This window comes from Halobacillus sp. ABA4_118 (assembly GCF_056160205.1).
Genome location: NZ_JBSWWS010000001.1, coordinates 1,762,211 through 1,780,914, shown reverse-complemented (window position 1 = coordinate 1,780,914; position 18,704 = coordinate 1,762,211). Strand labels below are relative to the sequence as shown.

Annotated in this window: 14 protein-coding genes and 3 rRNA genes; 4 read left to right on the top strand and 13 right to left on the bottom strand. The window is 49.0% G+C overall.

Features of this window, described 5'->3' with window-relative positions; genetic code table 11:
- Positions 1–22: 22 nt before the first annotated feature.
- The 5 genes from ACXAGL_RS08835 to ACXAGL_RS08815 all read right to left on the bottom strand — a co-directional run bounded on the left by ACXAGL_RS08835 (position 23) and on the right by ACXAGL_RS08815 (position 4,189).
- Complete coding sequence (locus ACXAGL_RS08835; protein ID WP_474990835.1) at positions 23–1,189, bottom strand: acyl-CoA dehydrogenase family protein; 1,167 nt, start codon at positions 1,187–1,189, stop codon at positions 23–25.
- Positions 1,190–1,362: 173 nt separating this feature from the next.
- Complete coding sequence (locus ACXAGL_RS08830; RefSeq protein WP_474967106.1) at positions 1,363–1,662, bottom strand: putative quinol monooxygenase; 300 nt, start codon at positions 1,660–1,662, stop codon at positions 1,363–1,365.
- 215 nt (positions 1,663–1,877) lie between these two features.
- Entirely contained in the window at positions 1,878–2,681 is an 804-nt protein-coding gene (ytvA, locus tag ACXAGL_RS08825) for a YtvA family blue-light photoreceptor (RefSeq protein ID WP_474972273.1), read from the bottom strand.
- 88 nt (positions 2,682–2,769) lie between these two features.
- Positions 2,770–3,342 carry a nucleotidyltransferase family protein gene (locus ACXAGL_RS08820; protein ID WP_474972274.1) on the bottom strand — a complete coding sequence of 191 codons (573 nt, stop codon included), beginning with the start codon at positions 3,340–3,342 and terminating at the stop codon, positions 2,770–2,772.
- A complete protein-coding gene (locus tag ACXAGL_RS08815; protein WP_474970327.1) occupies positions 3,272–4,189 on the bottom strand; it encodes a LysR family transcriptional regulator in 918 nt (305 codons plus the stop codon). The genes ACXAGL_RS08820 and ACXAGL_RS08815 overlap by 71 nt, the downstream gene beginning before the upstream one ends.
- 224 nt (positions 4,190–4,413) lie before the next feature.
- Here ACXAGL_RS08815 and ACXAGL_RS08810 point away from each other — a divergent pair, with 224 nt between their 5' ends.
- Positions 4,414–5,508, top strand: coding sequence for an MFS transporter (locus ACXAGL_RS08810; RefSeq protein ID WP_474990833.1), 1,095 nt, complete (start codon positions 4,414–4,416; stop codon positions 5,506–5,508).
- Between the two features lie 278 nt (positions 5,509–5,786).
- Here the strand turns inward: ACXAGL_RS08810 and ACXAGL_RS08805 are convergent, their stop codons facing one another.
- Together ACXAGL_RS08805 and ACXAGL_RS08800 are read right to left on the bottom strand one after the other, a co-directional pair.
- The gene (locus ACXAGL_RS08805; protein ID WP_474990831.1) at positions 5,787–6,254 is read right to left on the bottom strand and encodes a GNAT family N-acetyltransferase; all 468 of its coding nucleotides are present in this window, start codon (positions 6,252–6,254) and stop codon (positions 5,787–5,789) included.
- Between the two features lie 54 nt (positions 6,255–6,308).
- Positions 6,309–7,199 carry a LysR substrate-binding domain-containing protein gene (locus tag ACXAGL_RS08800; protein WP_474990829.1) on the bottom strand — a complete coding sequence of 297 codons (891 nt, stop codon included), beginning with the start codon at positions 7,197–7,199 and terminating at the stop codon, positions 6,309–6,311.
- Positions 7,200–7,307: 108 nt separating this feature from the next.
- Between ACXAGL_RS08800 and ACXAGL_RS08795 the strand changes: the two genes are divergently transcribed.
- From ACXAGL_RS08795 to ACXAGL_RS08785, 3 genes are all read left to right on the top strand, one after another.
- Positions 7,308–8,312 carry a YeiH family protein gene (locus ACXAGL_RS08795; protein ID WP_474990827.1) on the top strand — a complete coding sequence of 335 codons (1,005 nt, stop codon included), beginning with the start codon at positions 7,308–7,310 and terminating at the stop codon, positions 8,310–8,312.
- Positions 8,313–8,477: 165 nt separating this feature from the next.
- The gene (locus ACXAGL_RS08790) at positions 8,478–9,368 is read left to right on the top strand and encodes a DMT family transporter (RefSeq protein ID WP_474990825.1); all 891 of its coding nucleotides are present in this window, start codon (positions 8,478–8,480) and stop codon (positions 9,366–9,368) included.
- A 13-nt stretch (positions 9,369–9,381) separates the two neighbouring features.
- The gene (locus tag ACXAGL_RS08785; RefSeq protein WP_474990823.1) at positions 9,382–9,939 is read left to right on the top strand and encodes a cysteine dioxygenase; all 558 of its coding nucleotides are present in this window, start codon (positions 9,382–9,384) and stop codon (positions 9,937–9,939) included.
- Positions 9,940–10,022: 83 nt separating this feature from the next.
- On the opposite strand, the gene ACXAGL_RS08780 is transcribed toward ACXAGL_RS08785, so the two are convergent.
- The 6 genes from ACXAGL_RS08780 to ACXAGL_RS08755 all read right to left on the bottom strand — a co-directional run bounded on the left by ACXAGL_RS08780 (position 10,023) and on the right by ACXAGL_RS08755 (position 18,566).
- Entirely contained in the window at positions 10,023–11,174 is a 1,152-nt protein-coding gene (locus ACXAGL_RS08780; protein WP_474990821.1) for an AI-2E family transporter, read from the bottom strand.
- Positions 11,175–11,237: 63 nt separating this feature from the next.
- A complete protein-coding gene (locus ACXAGL_RS08775) occupies positions 11,238–12,146 on the bottom strand; it encodes a DMT family transporter (protein WP_474990819.1) in 909 nt (302 codons plus the stop codon).
- 148 nt (positions 12,147–12,294) lie between these two features.
- A 5S ribosomal RNA gene (rrf, locus tag ACXAGL_RS08770) occupies positions 12,295–12,408 on the bottom strand.
- A 78-nt stretch (positions 12,409–12,486) separates the two neighbouring features.
- Positions 12,487–15,403: ribosomal RNA gene (locus ACXAGL_RS08765) — 23S ribosomal RNA — on the bottom strand.
- Positions 15,404–15,573: 170 nt separating this feature from the next.
- Positions 15,574–17,138, bottom strand: a 16S ribosomal RNA gene (locus tag ACXAGL_RS08760).
- The 16S, 23S and 5S rRNA genes sit together here, the layout of an rRNA operon.
- Positions 17,139–17,765: 627 nt before the next feature.
- A complete protein-coding gene (locus ACXAGL_RS08755; RefSeq protein WP_474970326.1) occupies positions 17,766–18,566 on the bottom strand; it encodes an SDR family NAD(P)-dependent oxidoreductase in 801 nt (266 codons plus the stop codon).
- Positions 18,567–18,704: the final 138 nt, after the last annotated feature.

Here is an 18,704-nt window from a genome sequence, read left to right as displayed (position 1 = left end):
CGGCGAACCGCTTTGGGATTTTTTATTGATCATCGGAAATGGCGTGCTTGGCAAGCATGGACACAACCGCATCATCCATCGGCGGATTATGCAGCCCGGCACGTACATCACGGTAGTATTTCTCAAACGGATAAGTCTTTGACAGTCCGCGGCCGCCTGCAATCCGCATGGCAAGATCCACCACTTCATTCGCTGTGTTGGTAACCGCAAGCTTCACAGCGCCCAAGTCAGGACCCATATGTTTCCTCTTTTCCGGTTCTTCATCCCATTTACGTGCCACACTGTAAAGGTAGGCATGCGCCTGCATCAGCTTCCATTCCATTTCCCCGATTTTATCCTGGATGTGAGGGACTTCTGCGATCGGTTGATCGAGACTGTTCGGCTGAAATTCCTTCGCAAAAGCCACGGCATCATTGCGTGCAGCGACAGCAATGCCTAAGTAACACGCAGGGATATGAAGCAGCCATCCTTTTGGAGACGGCTTTCCCTCCTGCTTCAATTCGACGAGGTCCTCTTCATTCAACTCCACATCGTTCATAACCAAATCATGACTGGCCGTCCCTCTCATTCCGAGGGTATCCCACGTCTGTTCCACCGAAAGGCCGGGCTGGTGGCGGTCGATCATAAACCATCCGACACTGTCTTTATCTTCCACATAGGCGGATACAATATAATAATCCAGATGCTCAGCCATTGACGTGAAAGACTTTCGTCCGCTGAGGACATAGCGGTCGTCCCTTTTCACTGCGGTCGTCTCAGGGATTCCTCCGCGGGTCGGGCTCCCGGTTGCCGGTTCTGTAGCTGCACGGTTGACGACTTTCTGGCTGGAGACGACTTCCTGGACGAGTCTGTTGTAGGAAGCGGGTTCCCATAACTTCTCCTGCGATAGTTCCATCATTGTGCCCATATGCCAACCGATGGACAAAGCGACGGAACCATCGCCTTCTGCAATTTTTTCCTGAAGCAGCAGCAGCTCATACAGGGAAAGGCCTTCTCCGCCGTCTTGAGGGGGAAGAGCGAGGGATGGGTACCCCTCTTCCTTCATGACCTGCAGCGTTTGCGGAGAAAAGGCTGCCTGCTGATCGGTTTCCTGGATGTGTTTTTTTGCTTCATCCGCAATCGCTCCGGCTTTTTGAAAAAGACGTTCCTGACGTTCGTTTTTAATCCACGTTTCAATCATACCTGTCATTCCTATCCACTCCCGGTTCGTAATCTATAATTAAATCATACCTGACAACTCGGAATGAAGCCAACGCGGTGCTTCTTTTGATTCTCTTTTCAACATACCCTGCCTCTTCATAAATCATTCCCGTCTCCTCTTTGTATGTAAAAAACCCGGCTGCCTTCAGCCGGGTTCCTGTTTTATCCTTGTTTTACTTCTTCACCTTCGTATATCTTAATAGAAAGAGGAGCAGCTAAAAATTCAGAAGCTTTTCCGACAAACGCCTGGAAATGCTCACTTTGATTATGCTTCTCTACGGCTTCCCCGTTCTGCCACACTTCCACCATTTTGTAGGTGTATGCTTTGTCCATATCCTTGACCAGATCATAAGAGACATTTCCCTCTTCCTCTCTGGATGCCTGGATCAGTGGACGGATTTCCTCCAGAAAACCATGTTCCTTATCAGGAGCCACTTCAAATACAGCATGAATAATATACATACCATCTTCCCTCTCTTCGTATCGCATTTGTGAATTCGTACTCCAATAGAGTCACCCGGAATCGTGCTCTTTATCAGCAGACATCCAGGTACCTCGAGCCGGATTCTCCTCTACATCGTAATGGATAAACCGCCGGGCAGGAAGTGATTCGCTCACCAAGCGCTCTTCCTCCACATAAAAAAGCACCGTCTGAATGCATCAGATCGGTGCTTTGATCATTTCCTTCTAGGAATTTGTTTCAACGCCTGTTTTACAGAGGCATACGTCTGCAGCGAAAGTTCACTGAAGTCCGCGTATGGAGCACTTTGAATCGCAAAGGTCGGCTTAATGCCCGTAATGACCAGCGTCGTCCCCATCAAGTCCAACAGCTGATTCATTTGATAAATCCCCATATGTACCGCTTCATTGTAGGAATGAACCGCTGACATATCCATGATGAGATAATCTTCCTTTGTTTCTTTAACGTGATGACTGACCGCTTCCAACATCTGCTGCAGCCGTTCATCATCCACTGTTCCAACAAGTGGCAGTACAGAAATGTTGTCTTCCACAGGTACAATCGGCGTGGAAAGCCGCTTCACTTCAGAAAGGTAATGGCCAATCAATTCCTCCTGCTCCCTGCGCTGGGTCACGTCTTTCTGAACCCCTACAAAATAAGTCTGATCCATCTGCGAGATATAGACCGGGAAGATTTGCAGCTCATTCCAGAACGGTGTCCCGTCCTTCCGGTAGTTCTTAATCTCCAGCAGAACCGGCTCTTTGCTCTTCAATCCTTCTCTGATGCGTTCAACCTGACTTTCGCTCGTGTCTTCCCCTTGAAGAAAACGGCAGTTGCGTCCGAGAATTTCCTCAGCTTTATATCCAGTCAGTTCCTCAAATCCTTTATTACAGTAAATCATCGGATTATCTTCCTGCTCCGGATCTGAAATTACGACACCTGCACCCACGCGGTCGATCGCAGCTTTTATGAATTCATTTTGTTGAATTTCTTCTAATCTAGCAAACGAAAGTTCATTCACGGTCATCCAGCTCCCTTTAAAATGGAATGAATACTATTATAATAAAATGAATGACAAACCCCTTGCAAGTTAATCCATCCACTTCCATCTATTCCCAAGGTAAAATAGTAAGTTTCGGCCAGCGTTTTTTCCATTTCGCTGCCTTTTTCAAATAGACTTCCTCCGGAATCAGCCGCTTGTTCGGCCGGACAATTAAGCTGAATAAATCCTCCAGACCGAAAGGGGCATACATATCGAAGGTGCCTGGTGCTCTTCTTTGGACAGCTAGTGAGGAGGCTGTCGTCGGCCATGTATCCACGGCTGCTTCGAGGGACGGATAGGGATCAAGCGGAATGTCGAATTTTTCTTCATACCATAAGTGAACGAGCGCCTCGTTCGTTACATCCACTTCAAAAGGGTGGCGGGAAAGCTGCTTTCTCATGTCCCTTTCCAACTGCCGCTCCTCTTCCAATGTTCCTTCTGGATCAAAATAGATCAAATCCGCATCTCCTATCCCATACGCGGGGTCAAACCCATGCTTCTCATTCCATACACTCTGCACAAGTGCCCCCGCTCCTATGTAATAACTCGAAAAATAATGATCGGCTTGGTCAAAGATCGGAAGGAGGTGAGGGGTTTTCTCCTGGATGATTTCGATCAGCTCGCTTTCCAGAGCATTCATGATTTCCACTCCTTTTTTTCAGGTGTTGAAGAAAGGCCTCTACCTGTGGAAGGGAACGGACATCCGGCTTCACGCATGCCCATGTCTCCCTGGTTACAGCATTCCCCTCTTGATCTACAAGAGGCAGGCAGGCATACTCTTCCTTTTCCTCGTACGCAATACTTCCTGGAAGGACCGTCATTCCGAGTCCGTGTTTCATCATTTGTTTAGCGGTCTCGAAATGATCGACCTTCATCGTCGGCCTGTAAGTGAGTTCCTTCTGATTTTCCCGCCACTCCTCAAGAAGACGTGTAAAGTCCGGATCTGTTCTGAATTCGATGAACGGCCTCTCCGTTACAGGGGGGAGAGGTAACAAATCGAATAAATAAAGCGGGTCATTCAATAAATGGGTCGAGTTGAATCCGGAAATCGGCTCCCCTCTCACGATGGATAGATGATTATCGAGCGCTGATGAGCGGACTTCACTGCTGATACCTGTGATAAGATCAACCGTTACCTCAGGATACATCTTTGTAAATGACTGGAGTATTTCCGGAAGAAAATACTGGCTGTACAGCGACGACGCTCCTATGGAAAGGGTGCCCGACACCCTCCCTCCTGCCATCGCCAGTTTATCTTTGAGCTCCTTTTCCTTTTGCAGGATTTCCCTGGCTGAAGCAAGCGTCAGCTCACCGAAAGGAGTGATCCACAGCTTTTTCGAGGTGCGGACGAAAATGGCTCCTCCCAGTTCTTCTTCTATGTATTTCAATCTCTGAGTGATCGCCGGCTGGGAAAGAAGAATTTTTTTTGCTGTCGAACGGATGGTACCACATTCATGAAGCTGGATTAACAGATCATAATCTTCCATTCTCACCGAACGTTCCCCCTATCCATTTTTCTTATCACCCTTTATTATAATTAAATATTATTTAAATCTCTATCCTTCCAGTAAGATAAAAGGGAAAAAGGAGGGATCACATGCTTCATTTGAAAACCGGACGTCTGATCGGAAGTTACTTTCTATACGAATGCGGGCGGGCCATGTATTTTGTGCTGACCACCTGAATCTTGTTCCAATGGACGAACGACCCTTTGTATACAGGGTTATTTGTCAGCTTCGGCTTTCTGCCCGGGATGGTCTCCAACCTGTTCTTCGGAGTACTTGTAGACCGGTACAGCCGGAAGAAACTCGCTGTAGCTGCCGGAGCATCCAGTGTGCTCATCCTCTTATTTTTATGGACGACATCTGCCGTGGATACAGAAGCCCCCTGGCTGATTATTCTCGTCCATATGCTCCTTCAGACAGCCGGCTCCTTATTCCGTCCTGCCCTGCAGGCTCTGACAGCGGCGATCTTTCCGAAAGACGAGCTTCCGAAAATCTTCTCCTGGTCCAATTCCTCGACGATCACAGGCAGCCTGATCGGTGCAGGCACAGGCGGGGTTCTGGCAGGGACCCTTCCTGCGGAAATCCCCTTAGCAGTCGTTCTTCTCCTGTTTACAGCAGCCACCCTGTCCGTGATGCAGCTGAATGAAGCTCCCTTTAGAAAAGAACAGCGGAAACGCCTTTCATTTTTTCTGGATATGAAGGAAGGCTTCCGTTATGTCCATCACCACCCGCTGTTTTACGGTTTGTTCTTTCTCTTGATGATCGGGCAGCTGACCTTTCATACTTCTCTCGGCTTTTTAAGCGTTTATACCAGTGCCCACCTGCTGCAGGGGGCTTTCCTCTACGGACTGCTCGATGCGGTGTTTTCGATTGGAGGCATGGCAGCCGGGCTGCTGGGGACGTGGTGGTGGAAACTATTCAAACACAGCCTGGCGGTATGGGCCTTTGCCGTTACTTCATGTGGTCTGCTCCTCGTCAGCCTGACTACCAACGTATGGCCCGCTTTTATAGGTTTTTTCTTTATCGGTTTCGGCACATCATCCATTCGCGCTTTACTTCAATCGGTTCAGCAGATGGCGTCGGATCCGGCTTTCCACGGAAGACTCTCCAGTCTGCGTATGCTCGCCAATCAGTCTTCTGTCGTCATCAGTGGGCCGGTATTTGGAGCCATTGCTTCTACTTCCGGTGTCTCCTTTGTCTTCCTATGGCTGCTTCTTCCAGCTGGTGCCGGTATTTTGTGGGCACATATCCAGTCCCGCCATCCAGATTTTCAAGCGGTAACAAACCGGAGAACCGCCTGATCATAAAAAAAGGCATGCTTTTCAAAAGCATACCTTTGGTCATGTATAAGTTAAGTACGGTTATCTTGTCTCTTCCTTCGGTGTACGGTACACTTTTTCAACCTCGATCCCCAGTGTCTTCAAGTAATCGACGATCTGGTCCAGTCTCTGCATGTTTTCACCTCAGTATGAAATAGAATTGGCAGGAAATCTGACGACAATCTACTTATTACTCTATATACGTCTCCCATCGCAAAACGTTTCACTTGACTTACAATGAACCATACCCTTGTCTTAAATCAGTTATGCACCTTTTTACACATTCGAACATTTTTTATAACCGTTCCGTTCAGTGTCTTCTCTTGATGACGGATCTTCTCATACCCGTGCTTCATGAAGAAAGGGACAGCAGCAAAACTGGCTTCCGTATGGAGGCGCACCGCTCCCATGGATTCAGCCATTCTTTCCAACTGTTCCAAAAGGATGGATGCTGTTCCTGTCCGCTGGTAATCCGGGCTTACATATAGGAAATCGATACATTCCTCATCGGTTAAGGAGGCCATTCCAATAACCTGATCCTGTTCCAAGGCAAGCAGGGTGAACCCGTTCAGCAGCCTTCCAGACAAGCTTTCATTCAATGAAACAGCCCCGGCCCATGCTTTTTTCTGTTCATCCGTATACACGTCCAGCGGAATGTCCATAATCGCACCAACCATCAAGCGGATGACTTCATCTGTATCGTTGTTCCCCATCTTTCTTATCTGCACCAAATCTCTCTCCCTTCCATCATAACAAAATGGTCATGCTGTGACGTTAAGGTTTTATGACAATTGAAATAACTCCTTCACCTTTCCGATAAATGCCTGCACCTGTTCTGTGATTTCCTCTTCACTCATCGGGGTGACGACTGAAAAATAACGGGTGGTCGGCTGAATATAAGGAAGGGGCATAATCAGGTGTTCGGCAGCTGTGTGGGTCACCACCGTTTCTGAAATAAAGGATAGCCCCAGCCCTTCTTTTACACCTTGGACGACTCCATGATTGCTCCCGATCGTAATCGTCTTTCTCGGTCGTATATTGTACGACTCCAGCATCGATTCCATCATCGCCCTTGTACCGGAGCCTTCCTCCCTGATCATCCACGTGTGATCCTGCAGATCCTCGAACGTCAGCGTTTCACATGTGCGGATCGGGTGGTCATCCGGCACGATGACCACCATCTTATCCTTCATAAAAGGGAAGGAAGACAACCCCTGATCAGCCACACGGCCTTCAACAAGCCCTATGTCCAGGGAATGAAGCTGAACCTCTCTGTTGATTCTCTCAGAATTGGCAATGGTCACCTGAAGATCCACTTCAGGAAACTCCTCGTCATACGCCCGGAGAAGGGAAGGAAGAATGTATTCCCCTACTGTATAACTCGCTCCTATTTTCACCGTCCCTTTCATCTGGTCATGGTACTGCAGCACTTCTTTTCTGGCTTTATCCATAACGCCGAGAACCTGTCTGGCTCTCTTATACACCATCTCGCCTGTCGGTGTGACATCAAAGCGTTTCGGTGATCGGTTAATCAGCACAGTATTGAATTCTTCTTCCAGGTGCCGGATATGGGAGCTTACTGTGGGCTGTGAAAGCCGGAGCAGGTGAGAAGCTTTTGTAAAGCTTTTCTCATCAATCACCGTAATGAGCGTTTTCAATGATTCAAAATCCATGATGACCCTCCTATTATTATTAAATCCTATTATAACTATTATAAAGTTTTATTTTACTAATAATCAATGGGCGCTTATGATAAGGAAGGAATAGAAAGGAGAACCATCATGAACATCATTACATCAACGATATATAAACAGCCTCTTCTTTCTGGTATTGCATTTACAGCCTTACTATCAGCGGTCGGTTTTCTGGCTGCCCAGCTTCCTGGAGTCAGTCAGATCGGACCTCTTGCTGCCGCCATTCTGCTGGCTGTCCTCTACCGCCATTATTTTGGTTATCCCGAACAAATGAAAAGCGGAATCCAATTCGCAGCGAAAAAACTGCTTCGGCTGGCCATCATCTTATTCGGCCTCCGTCTGAATATGAACATGATCGTCAATGAAGGACTTCCCCTCTTGTGGAAGAGTGTCCTCGTCATCATTTTTGCTGTCGGACTCATGGTCCTTGCAGCTAAGATGTTTAAAGCCGACCTCTCACTTATGACCCTGCTCGGAATCGGCACCGGTATCTGTGGGGCCTCAGCAATCGCCGCCGTGTCGCCGATCATTCATGCTAAGGAAGAGGACACAGCCGTAAGTGCCGGAATTATATCGATTGTCGGTACGCTCTTTGCGATCGGCTTCACCATTATCCGGCCGATCCTTCCTCTGGATGCAGACGCCTATGGCATGTGGGCCGGCCTCAGCCTGCATGAAATCGCCAATGTTGCCCTGGCAGGTGAGCCTGCAGGAGCTGATGGGCTGGGCATGGCCTTTCTCGCAAAGCTCGCACGCGTGTTTCTCCTTGTCCCTGTCAGTCTTCTGCTTCTCTGGGTCATGAAGATCCGGAGCAAAGGAGAAAACCAGGGATCCATCACGTTCCCCTGGTTTCTGCTGGGCTTTATCGTTATGAGTCTGTTCGGAAGCTATGTCGAAGGGACGTATATCACCATTCCCGACCCTGTCATGAACAACCTGCTCACCCTTACATCCTTCCTGCTGACGATGTCGATGGTCGGCTTAGGGCTGAGTGTCAGTCTCAGAGATGTTCGGGACAGAGCATTAAAACCGACGGTGATATTGATTTTCGTCTCCATCCTGCTGGCTTTTTTCACCTACTGGATCTTTTAACTCCTCGCTCACGAGGAGTTTTTTGTCTTTTTCCTGCACTCTTTGTCGAAGGACTTAAGCTCCCAGAGTCTTTTGGTAAAATAAAGGAGGATCAGGGTGTCTGACATGCCTGTCCTTTCTATGCATATAGTAAAAGCAGCGGACTTATAGAAAGGATTCAGGTATATGAATGCTCCAGCTAAAATGAGTGCATCCCTGTATGCCCTGTTGTCCATCACTTTCTGGGGAATATCTTTTGTTTCGACCAAGGCGGTGCTCGAAAAAATAGACCCGTATTCCCTGCTTGTTCTACGCTTTGGAATCGGGGCTCTATTTTTATTTTGTATGATTATCGTTTTCCGCTATCCCTTAAAAGTACGCATAACCCATCTGCCCCACCTCCTCGTTCTCGGCATTCTAGGGGTTTACATCCACCAGGTGATCCAGGCGACCGCCCTTTTATCCATCCAGGCCTCCGATGCCGGATGGCTCATTTCTTTTTCACCCATTTTCACCATTGCTTTATCATTCATCTTTCTACACGAACCTCTAAGTCTGAAAAAAACAGCCGGCATCATTACAGCTGTGCTCGGTGTGCTTCTCATCACCTCCGGAGGGGAAGGATCTTTTATTAAGCTTTCTTTAAGCATGGGCTATCTGCTTATGATTTTAAGCACTCTGAACTGGGCGGTCTATTCGGTACTTTTGAAGAAGCTGGCTGTCCCTCTCCCTTCCATCGTCCTAACCTTTTATATGAGCATCATCGGCTGTCTGCTGACCCTGCCTTTTTTCATTAGAAATCAAGGGCTCACTCAGCTGGCTGCACTGGAATTGAGTCATTGGGTCCACCTGTTGTTTTTAGGTATTTTCGTTTCCGCTGTGGCTTACTGGTACTGGGCGAAAGCGCATGAAATTCTGCCCGCCTCCCAAGTGTCCGTGTTTATGTACTTGGAACCCTTGGCCACATTGTCCGCCGCCATGCTTCTCCTTCATGAAAAACTGGCAGCCACATCAGTTATTGGCGGCCTATTCATTCTAATGGGGGTTCTGCTTGCCCAGCATCAAAAAAGAAAATAAAGGAGGAACCGTGATGCACATGGAAGAACGGGTGCAAAACGCTTTTCGTACGCTGACAGATCACTCTCCGGCATCCTTGAAAAAAAGACTGCTTGAATGCGACATTACACTTGAGGAGCTGGATCCCTACCTGAAGGATCCTGAGGGTAAACCGTACTACCGCCAGATGATCTATGAGGATGAACATGTGGAGATGATTGTGATGAATTGGGCAGACATCGAATGTGCCCCTCACGATCATGGAGAATCATCCGGCTGGATACTCATTATGAACGGGGAAACGAAACAAACCGTCTATAAAGGAGGAAGTGAAAAGCTCCCTGAACCCCTTTTTACAGAATACAAGGAAAAAGGGCGGACAATGTTCGCTCCCAAAAAGGGGATTCATAAAATGGGACGCAGCGGAGAAAATGCCCTTGTCACTCTTCATTTATACTCCCCGCCGATTCGGGGGATGAAAGTCTATGACCTGGACACCTGCGCTGCTTGTGTCGTTTCCGCAGACTGCGGTGCCTGGTGGCCGGAGGAACAGCGGCAGCGGCTTAAGGAAATACAATTGAAGAAGAATTGAGCGGGTACCGGGAACTCCTGCAGGCACCGGAAGACCACGGACGATCAGCAAAAAAAAGAGGAAGCGGTGCACCGCTTCCTCTTTTAATCCATTTCGTATTGATCTTTTTCTTCAACAAAGCGGTTGTACCGGCGCCGAAACCAGTGGAAAAAGTGAGAAACAAACACCTTTAAAATGGCATAGCCTGGGATGGCCAGGATGATTCCAATGATTCCAAAAAGGTGACCGGCCGTAAGCAGGACGAAGATAATCGTGACTGGATGGATATGCAGGCTTTTCCCCATGATCTGGGGAGAAATGAATTTTCCTTCCAACAGCTGCACAACCGTCCAGACGAAGACAAGCTTCAGCACCATGAACGGGGAAGTCACAATAGATATGATTAACGCCGGCGTGATTGCAATTACCGGCCCTAAGTAAGGGACTACGCTCGTGACACTGGCGATTGCAGCCAACAGCAGGGCGTAATCCAGTCCGATGATCAAAAACCCGATATACATCATGACACCGATACAGAAACTTACAATGATCTGTCCTTGAATATAGGCGCTTAACTGGTGATCAATGCCTTTGAAAACACTTGATACCTCCGGGCGCGCTTTAGGAGGAAACAGACGGATTATGACCCCGGGCAGCTTATGACCGTCTTTTAATAAGTAAAACAAGATGAAGGGAAGAGTCACAATGGCTACAACGACACTGGTGACAGTGGAAATGATACTCGTGATCCCTTCCACTGTCTGTGTGGCATAGGACGATATGTAATCCGGTACTTGATTGATCATCCCATCTACATCCTGAAACATATTAGTGTAGTAAGCGGAAAAATAGGAATTCTTCAGCCACTCATCCATCGATAATATTAAGTCGACGACATAGCGTGGCAGTTCTTCCGAAAGACTGATCAACTGCTTTTCCAGGAAAGGTATGATCAAAACGATCACCATCGTAATTAACCCGATGAGCACGAGCAGCGTTAAGACAATGCCCCAAATACGTTTGATTTTCCACTTCTCCAGTAAGTTAATCACCGGCCGGAGCAGATAATAGACCACAACAGATAAGATAAGCGGGAGCGCTACGGTTTTCACAAATACGGCAACAGGTTCGAATATAAACCATACATTTGAAAAGACCAGGATATTCAATCCGGTCATTAGTAGAATACCTAGTAGAAATAATGTTTTACGGCCTCCAAAAAAACGGATGACCGGTGTGGAGTCCCAGCGATTCATAAACATTTCTCCTCAGCACAGCATGATTGATTTTATTCTATCACACAGAAAGCTCTTTCCACCTTATCCAGCTTTTACAGAAGGAAGCTGATGGCTGTGACTTTTTCTTTTCGTAGACAGGTAGACGCCTGCAAAGATTGTCAACAGACCGTATATAAGGTTGGGCGTAACAGCTTCTCCCAAAAGTACACGACCCCAAATCAAGGCGGTGACAGGGACAAGATAGGTGACCATACTCGCAAACTCGGCCCCAGCCTGATCAATCATATAATAATAGAGAAGGTGAGCTGCCCCTGATCCGAGACATCCAAGACCGATGACAGCCAATATGGATTGAAGGTCCAGATTGACGACATTTCCCCAGCTGCCCGGCTCGAGCCAGAACAACCCGAGCGCACCGGAAGCGGCTCCGACCAACAGACCGGCTAAAGCCAGCAGGACGACGTCTGTCCCTTGAAGATATCTTTTGGTGAAATGGGATACAAACCCGTAACAGGAAGCCGCTAAAAGCATCGTACCGACTCCGATGAAACCCTCCCCTGTCATTTCCCCGGGGCGGAATCCGGTTAACAGGATGATACCTGCAAAGCCGATCACTATGCCTCCCCACTGTCTCCAGTGCAGACGCACAGAAAACAACAGAAATCCTGCCACTCCTGTCAGAATGGGTGTAGAGGCATTCAATACAGCAGCCATATTGCTTGTCAGTGATGTCTGACTTAAAGCAATCAGTCCCCACGGAAGCCCGGCATTGAACAAACCGACAGCGATAAGACGCTTCCACGGAAGAACAGCCGGCCGCTTCCCTTTCCACCAGCGATAAAGAAAGAGCGGAAGAAGGACAGCGGCGCCTGCCATACATCTCAGAAACACAGTCCCCCATACTCCTGCAGCAGGTATAAGGACCTCAATAAAGACAAAGGATAACCCCCATATCAGGCTGAGTGCCATTAATGCCCCGTACAGCTTCACGCCCTTCCTCCTCCTTCCTCTCATCGACTTGGAAATAAAAACCAATAATTTTATACTCTATCAAATCTAAACGTTCCAATCAATAGAAATGAAACATACATTTTTCTATACGAAAAAACCTCCAGGACAATCCTGAAGGTTTTGTGTGACGTGGCAGCGTCCTACTCTCACGGGGGTAAACCCGACTACCATCGGCGCTGAAGAGCTTAACTGCTGTGTTCGGCATGGGAACAGGTGTGACCTCTTCGCCTTCACCACCACATCGATATAAAGTTTGAGGTGAACCCTCAAAACTGGATAAGGAAACAACTATTGATGAAACATCATTCACGAAGTATATATAGATAAGTCATCGATCCATTAGTATCCGTCAGCTCCACGTGTCACCACGCTTCCACCTCGGACCTATCAACCTCATCGTCTCTGAGGGATCTTATCTGCTCGAAGCAGAGGGAAATCTCATCTCAAGGGGGGCTTCATGCTTAGATGCTTTCAGCACTTATCCCGACCACACGTAGCTACCCAGCGATGCTCCTGGCGGAACAACTGGTACACCAGCGGTGTGTCCATCCCGGTCCTCTCGTACTAAGGACAGCTCCTTTCAAATTTCCAACGCCCACGACGGATAGGGACCGAACTGTCTCACGACGTTCTGAACCCAGCTCGCGTACCGCTTTAATGGGCGAACAGCCCAACCCTTGGGACCGACTACAGCCCCAGGATGCGATGAGCCGACATCGAGGTGCCAAACCTCCCCGTCGATGTGGACTCTTGGGGGAGATAAGCCTGTTATCCCCGGGGTAGCTTTTATCCGTTGAGCGACGGCCCTTCCATACGGTACCGCCGGATCACTAAGCCCGACTTTCGTCCCTGCTCGACTTGTAGGTCTCGCAGTCAAGCTCCCTTGTGCCTTTACACTCTGCGAATGATTTCCAACCATTCTGAGGGAACCTTTGGGCGCCTCCGTTACTCTTTAGGAGGCGACCGCCCCAGTCAAACTGCCCACCTGACACTGTCTCCGGACCGGATTACGGTCCTGGGTTAGAATGTCCGTACAGCAAGGGTAGTATCCCACCAGCGCCTCCACCGAAGCTGGCGCTCCGGTTTCCAAGGCTCCTACCTATCCTGTACAAGCTGTACCAACATTCAATATCAGGCTGCAGTAAAGCTCCACGGGGTCTTTCCGTCCTGTCGCGGGTAATGTGCATCTTCACACATAGTATAATTTCACCGGGTCTCTCGTTGAGACAGTGCCCAAGTCGTTGCACCTTTCGTGCGGGTCGGAACTTACCCGACAAGGAATTTCGCTACCTTAGGACCGTTATAGTTACGGCCGCCGTTTACTGGGGCTTCGGTTCAACGCTTCGCATAAGCTAACGCATCCCCTTAACCTTCCAGCACCGGGCAGGTGTCAGCCCCTATACTTCGCCTTACGGCTTCGCAGAGACCTGTGTTTTTGGTAAACAGTCGCTTGGGCCTTTTCACTGCGGCTCCTCGGCAGAGGAGCACCCCTTCTCCCGAAGTTACGGGGTCATTTTGCCGAGTTCCTTAACGAGAGTTCTCCCGCTCACCTTAGGATACTCTCCTCGCCTACCTGTGTCGGTTTGCGGTACGGGCACCTCTTTCCTCATTAGAGGCTTTTCTTGGCAGTGTGAAATCAGGAGCTTCGGTACTATAGTTCCCTCCCCATCACAGCTTGACGTTGCCGGACGGATTTGCCTATTCCGACCGTCTCACTGCTTGGACGTGCACATCCAATGGCACGCTCTCCTTATCCTCCTGCGTCCCCCCGTCATTCAAACGGAAAGGAGGTGGTACAGGAATATCAACCTGTTGTCCATCGCCTACGCCTTTCGGCCTCGGCTTAGGTCCCGACTAACCCTGAGAGGACGAGCCTTCCTCAGGAAACCTTAGGCATTCGGTGAAAGAGATTCTCACTCTTTTTTCGCTACTCATACCGGCATTCTCACTTCTAAGCGCTCCACCAGTCCTTACGGTCTGACTTCGCAGCACTTAGAACGCTCTCCTACCACTGATCATAAGATCAATCCGCAGCTTCGGTGGTGTGTTTAGCCCCGGTACATTTTCGGCGCAGAGTCACTCGACCAGTGAGCTATTACGCACTCTTTGAATGATGGCTGCTTCTAAGCCAACATCCTGGTTGTCTAAGCAACTCCACATCCTTTTCCACTTAACACACACTTTGGGACCTTAGCTGGCGGTCTGGGCTGTTTCCCTCTCGACCATGAACCTTATCACCCACGGTCTGACTCCCAGAACAAAGTCTATGGCATTCGGAGTTTGACTGAATTCGGTAACCCGATAGGGGCCCCTCGTCCAATCAGTGCTCTACCTCCATGACTTTCTATTCTGAGGCTAGCCCTAAAGCTATTTCGGAGAGAACCAGCTATCTCCGTGTTCGATTGGCATTTCACCCCTACCCACACCTCATCCCCGTAATTTTCAACTTACGTGGGTTCGGGCCTCCAGTCAGTGTTACCTGACCTTCACCCTGGACATGGGTAGATCACACGGTTTCGGGTCTACGACCGCATACTCACTCGCCCTGTTCAGACTCGCTTTCGCTGCGGCTCCGCTTCTGCTGCTTAACCTCGCATACGGTCGTAACTCGCCGGTTCATTCTACAAAAGGCACGCCGTCACCCATTAACGGGCTCCGACTACTTGTAGGCACACGGTTTCAGGTTCTATTTCACTCCCCTTCCGGGGTGCTTTTCACCTTTCCCTCACGGTACTGGTTCACTATCGGTTACTAGGGAGTATTTAGCCTTGGGAGATGGTCCTCCCGGATTCCGACGGAATTCCTCGTGTTCCGCCGTACTCAGGATCCACTCCGGAGAGAGGAAGATTTCGACTACAGGGCTGTTACCCTCTTCGGCTGATCTTTCCAGATCGATTCGTCTATCTTCCTCCTTGATAACTCCAAAGGAGTGTCCTACAACCCCAGAAAGCAAGCTTTCTGGTTTGGGCTGATTCCGTTTCGCTCGCCGCTACTTGGGAAATCGCGTTTGCTTTCTCTTCCTCCGGGTACTTAGATGTTTCAGTTCCCCGGGTCTGCCTTCCTATACCTATGTATTCAGTATAGGATACTGTCCCATTACGAACAGTGGGTTTCCCCATTCGGAAATCTCCGGGTCAAAGCCTGCTTACGGCTCGCCGGAGCATATCGGTGTTAGTCCCGTCCTTCATCGGCTCCTAGTACCAAGGCATCCACCGTGCGCCCTTATTCACTTAACTATCTTCGTGAAAAGACGTTTATATAAATCAATTAGATGTCTTGTCATCATGATCTCATCGCTAGATGAGTCATAATTCCTTATCCAGTTTTCAAGGTTCACAAATTTGAAAGATGCTTTGATCTCTCAAAACTGAACAACCAACACAGTACGTTTCCGTAATATCCTTAGAAAGGAGGTGATCCAGCCGCACCTTCCGATACGGCTACCTTGTTACGACTTCACCCCAATCATTGGCCCCACCTTCGGCGGCTGGCTCCAAAAAGGTTACCTCACCGACTTCGGGTGTTGCCAACTCTCGTGGTGTGACGGGCGGTGTGTACAAGGCCCGGGAACGTATTCACCGCGGCATGCTGATCCGCGATTACTAGCGATTCCGGCTTCATGCAGGCGAGTTGCAGCCTGCAATCCGAACTGAGAATGGTTTTATGGGATTTGCTACACCTCGCGGCTTCGCTGCCCTTTGTACCATCCATTGTAGCACGTGTGTAGCCCAGGTCATAAGGGGCATGATGATTTGACGTCATCCCCGCCTTCCTCCGGTTTGTCACCGGCAGTCACCTTAGAGTGCCCAACTGAATGCTGGCAACTAAGATTAGGGGTTGCGCTCGTTGCGGGACTTAACCCAACATCTCACGACACGAGCTGACGACAACCATGCACCACCTGTCACTTGGTCCCCGAAGGGAAATCCCTATCTCTAGGGAGGTCCAAGGATGTCAAGACCTGGTAAGGTTCTTCGCGTTGCTTCGAATTAAACCACATGCTCCACCGCTTGTGCGGGCCCCCGTCAATTCCTTTGAGTTTCAGCCTTGCGGCCGTACTCCCCAGGCGGAGTGCTTAATGCGTTAACTTCAGCACTAAGGGGTGGAAGCCCCCTAACACCTAGCACTCATCGTTTACGGCGTGGACTACCAGGGTATCTAATCCTGTTTGCTACCCACGCTTTCGCACCTCAGCGTCAGAAACAGACCAGAGAGTCGCCTTCGCCACTGGTGTTCCTCCACATATCTACGCATTTCACCGCTACACGTGGAATTCCACTCTCCTCTTCTGTCCTCAAGTTCCCCAGTTTCCAATGACCCTCCACGGTTGAGCCGTGGGCTTTCACATCAGACTTAAGGAACCGCCTGCGCGCGCTTTACGCCCAATAATTCCGGACAACGCTTGCCCCCTACGTATTACCGCGGCTGCTGGCACGTAGTTAGCCGGGGCTTCCTCGTCAGGTACCGTCAAGGTACCGCTCTATTCGCACGGTACTTGTTCTTCCCTGACAACAGAACTTTACGATCCGAAGACCTTCATCGTTCACGCGGCGTTGCTCCGTCAGACTTTCGTCCATTGCGGAAGATTCCCTACTGCTGCCTCCCGTAGGAGTCTGGGCCGTGTCTCAGTCCCAGTGTGGCCGATCACCCTCTCAGGTCGGCTACGCATCGTTGCCTTGGTGAGCCGTTACCTCACCAACTAGCTAATGCGCCGCGGGCCCATCTGTAAGTGATAGCGAGAAGCCATCTTTCAACTTATCTTCATGCGAAGAAAAGTATTACCCGGCATTAGCCCCGGTTTCCCGGGGTTATTCCGATCTTACAGGCAGGTTGCCCACGTGTTACTCACCCGTCCGCCGCTCGTTCCACGAGCTTCACCCCGAAGGGATCCGCTCGCTTCCCGCGCTCGACTTGCATGTATTAGGCACGCCGCCAGCGTTCGTCCTGAGCCAGGATCAAACTCTCCATAAAAGTAGTTTGACTTGCTCATCTGCACACCGAATGTGCTTGTTTCAAATTCCTTCATTAAAGAAGAAATGTTTTGACGTACTGGTTGGTTCGTTCAGTTTTCAAAGATCAAATGTTGTCGGCCGTTTGAAAACAGCGACTTAATCATCTTAACATGTGTTGTTTTTTCGTGTCAACAACTTTTTTCATTAAGTTGAGAAAGCGTTTGGCTGTCGTTTTCGGCGACAAATACTAATTTAACACGCATGGTTATTGAAGTCAACAACTATTTTTGTGTTTTTCACGGCGTCTTTCTTTCCGTTGAGTCGCTCTTAATGCGACGTTTAATAATATACCATGGCTGTCCTTTATTACACAAGTGGTATTTTCATATTTTTTAAGATTAGGATGAAGAATACCGTATACATGATGATCTTCCTACAAAAAAACGCGCTGGTATCAGCACGTTTTAATATCTTCCTTTTCTTTTTCTCATAAACTTCTTAATCAGTGGATAGACAATGGGTCCATACTTGGCTACTTTTCGAATCAACCGTCCCATCGAAATCACTCCTTTCCTTATAGAATAGGCGAATAGTTATCTTTTCCCTGTTTGAGTCTTTGGAAAACAAAAGAGTGGGAAACCGTTCCTTATCTCATGACCGTCCCACCTGAAACTTTCAATGATTCTCCAACAATGTTTTCTGAAGCAGAAGAGAGCAAGTAAACGATTGAACGTGCGACTTCTTCCGGGCTGCTTAACCTCCCAGACGGGATGCCCTCTTCAGCGAGTGCCCGCTGCTCCTCGTAGCTTCTTCCTTCCCTCTCTCCTTTTGTACGGATGGCTTCCTGCCCCATTGCTGTATCCACGTACCCCGGGCAGACCGCATTTACGCGGATCCCATGTTCAATGGCCTCAAACGCAAAAGACTGTGTAAAGCCGGTGATCGCGAACTTCGAGGCACTGTAAGCTGTATTGCTGTGCGTTCCTCGCAGACCAGAAAGTGAAGACAAATTTACAATCGAACCTTTCCCGTGTGCCTTCATCATTTGAAAAGCTTCCTGAGTAAAAAGAACCGTGGAAAAATAGTTCAATTCCATGACCTTCCGCATCTCCTCCTCTGTGAGGTCTTCCAGCGGCCCGCCGCCAATGATCCCCGCAGAGTTGACAACTCCGGTAACGGGCCCGATGGCCTGTGCTGCATCGTGGACAATTTTCTTTCGGTCCTCCGTCTTGTTCAGATCCGCTACACTTACATAAATCTGTGCCGCCCCATTGATGCTGGCGCAATCCTCTCTCAATGAAGAAAGCTTTTCCTCGTTCCGGCCGGTAATGGTTACATGACCTCCTGCACGGACAATTTCCTTCGCTGCTTCATATCCAATTCCACCTGTTGCTCCCGTTACGATGATATGTTCGCCCTTCAGAGCTTCTTTAGAAAAAATGGTCATCCTTGTCCGCCTCCTTGTGACTACACCATTACCGCTACGAGGACCACCTAAACCTTTGCATAAAAAAATCAGCGCCTATTGACTGATTCCGTCAAATAAGCGCTGATCCATGGGACTCTATTTTTTAAATAGTCGGCC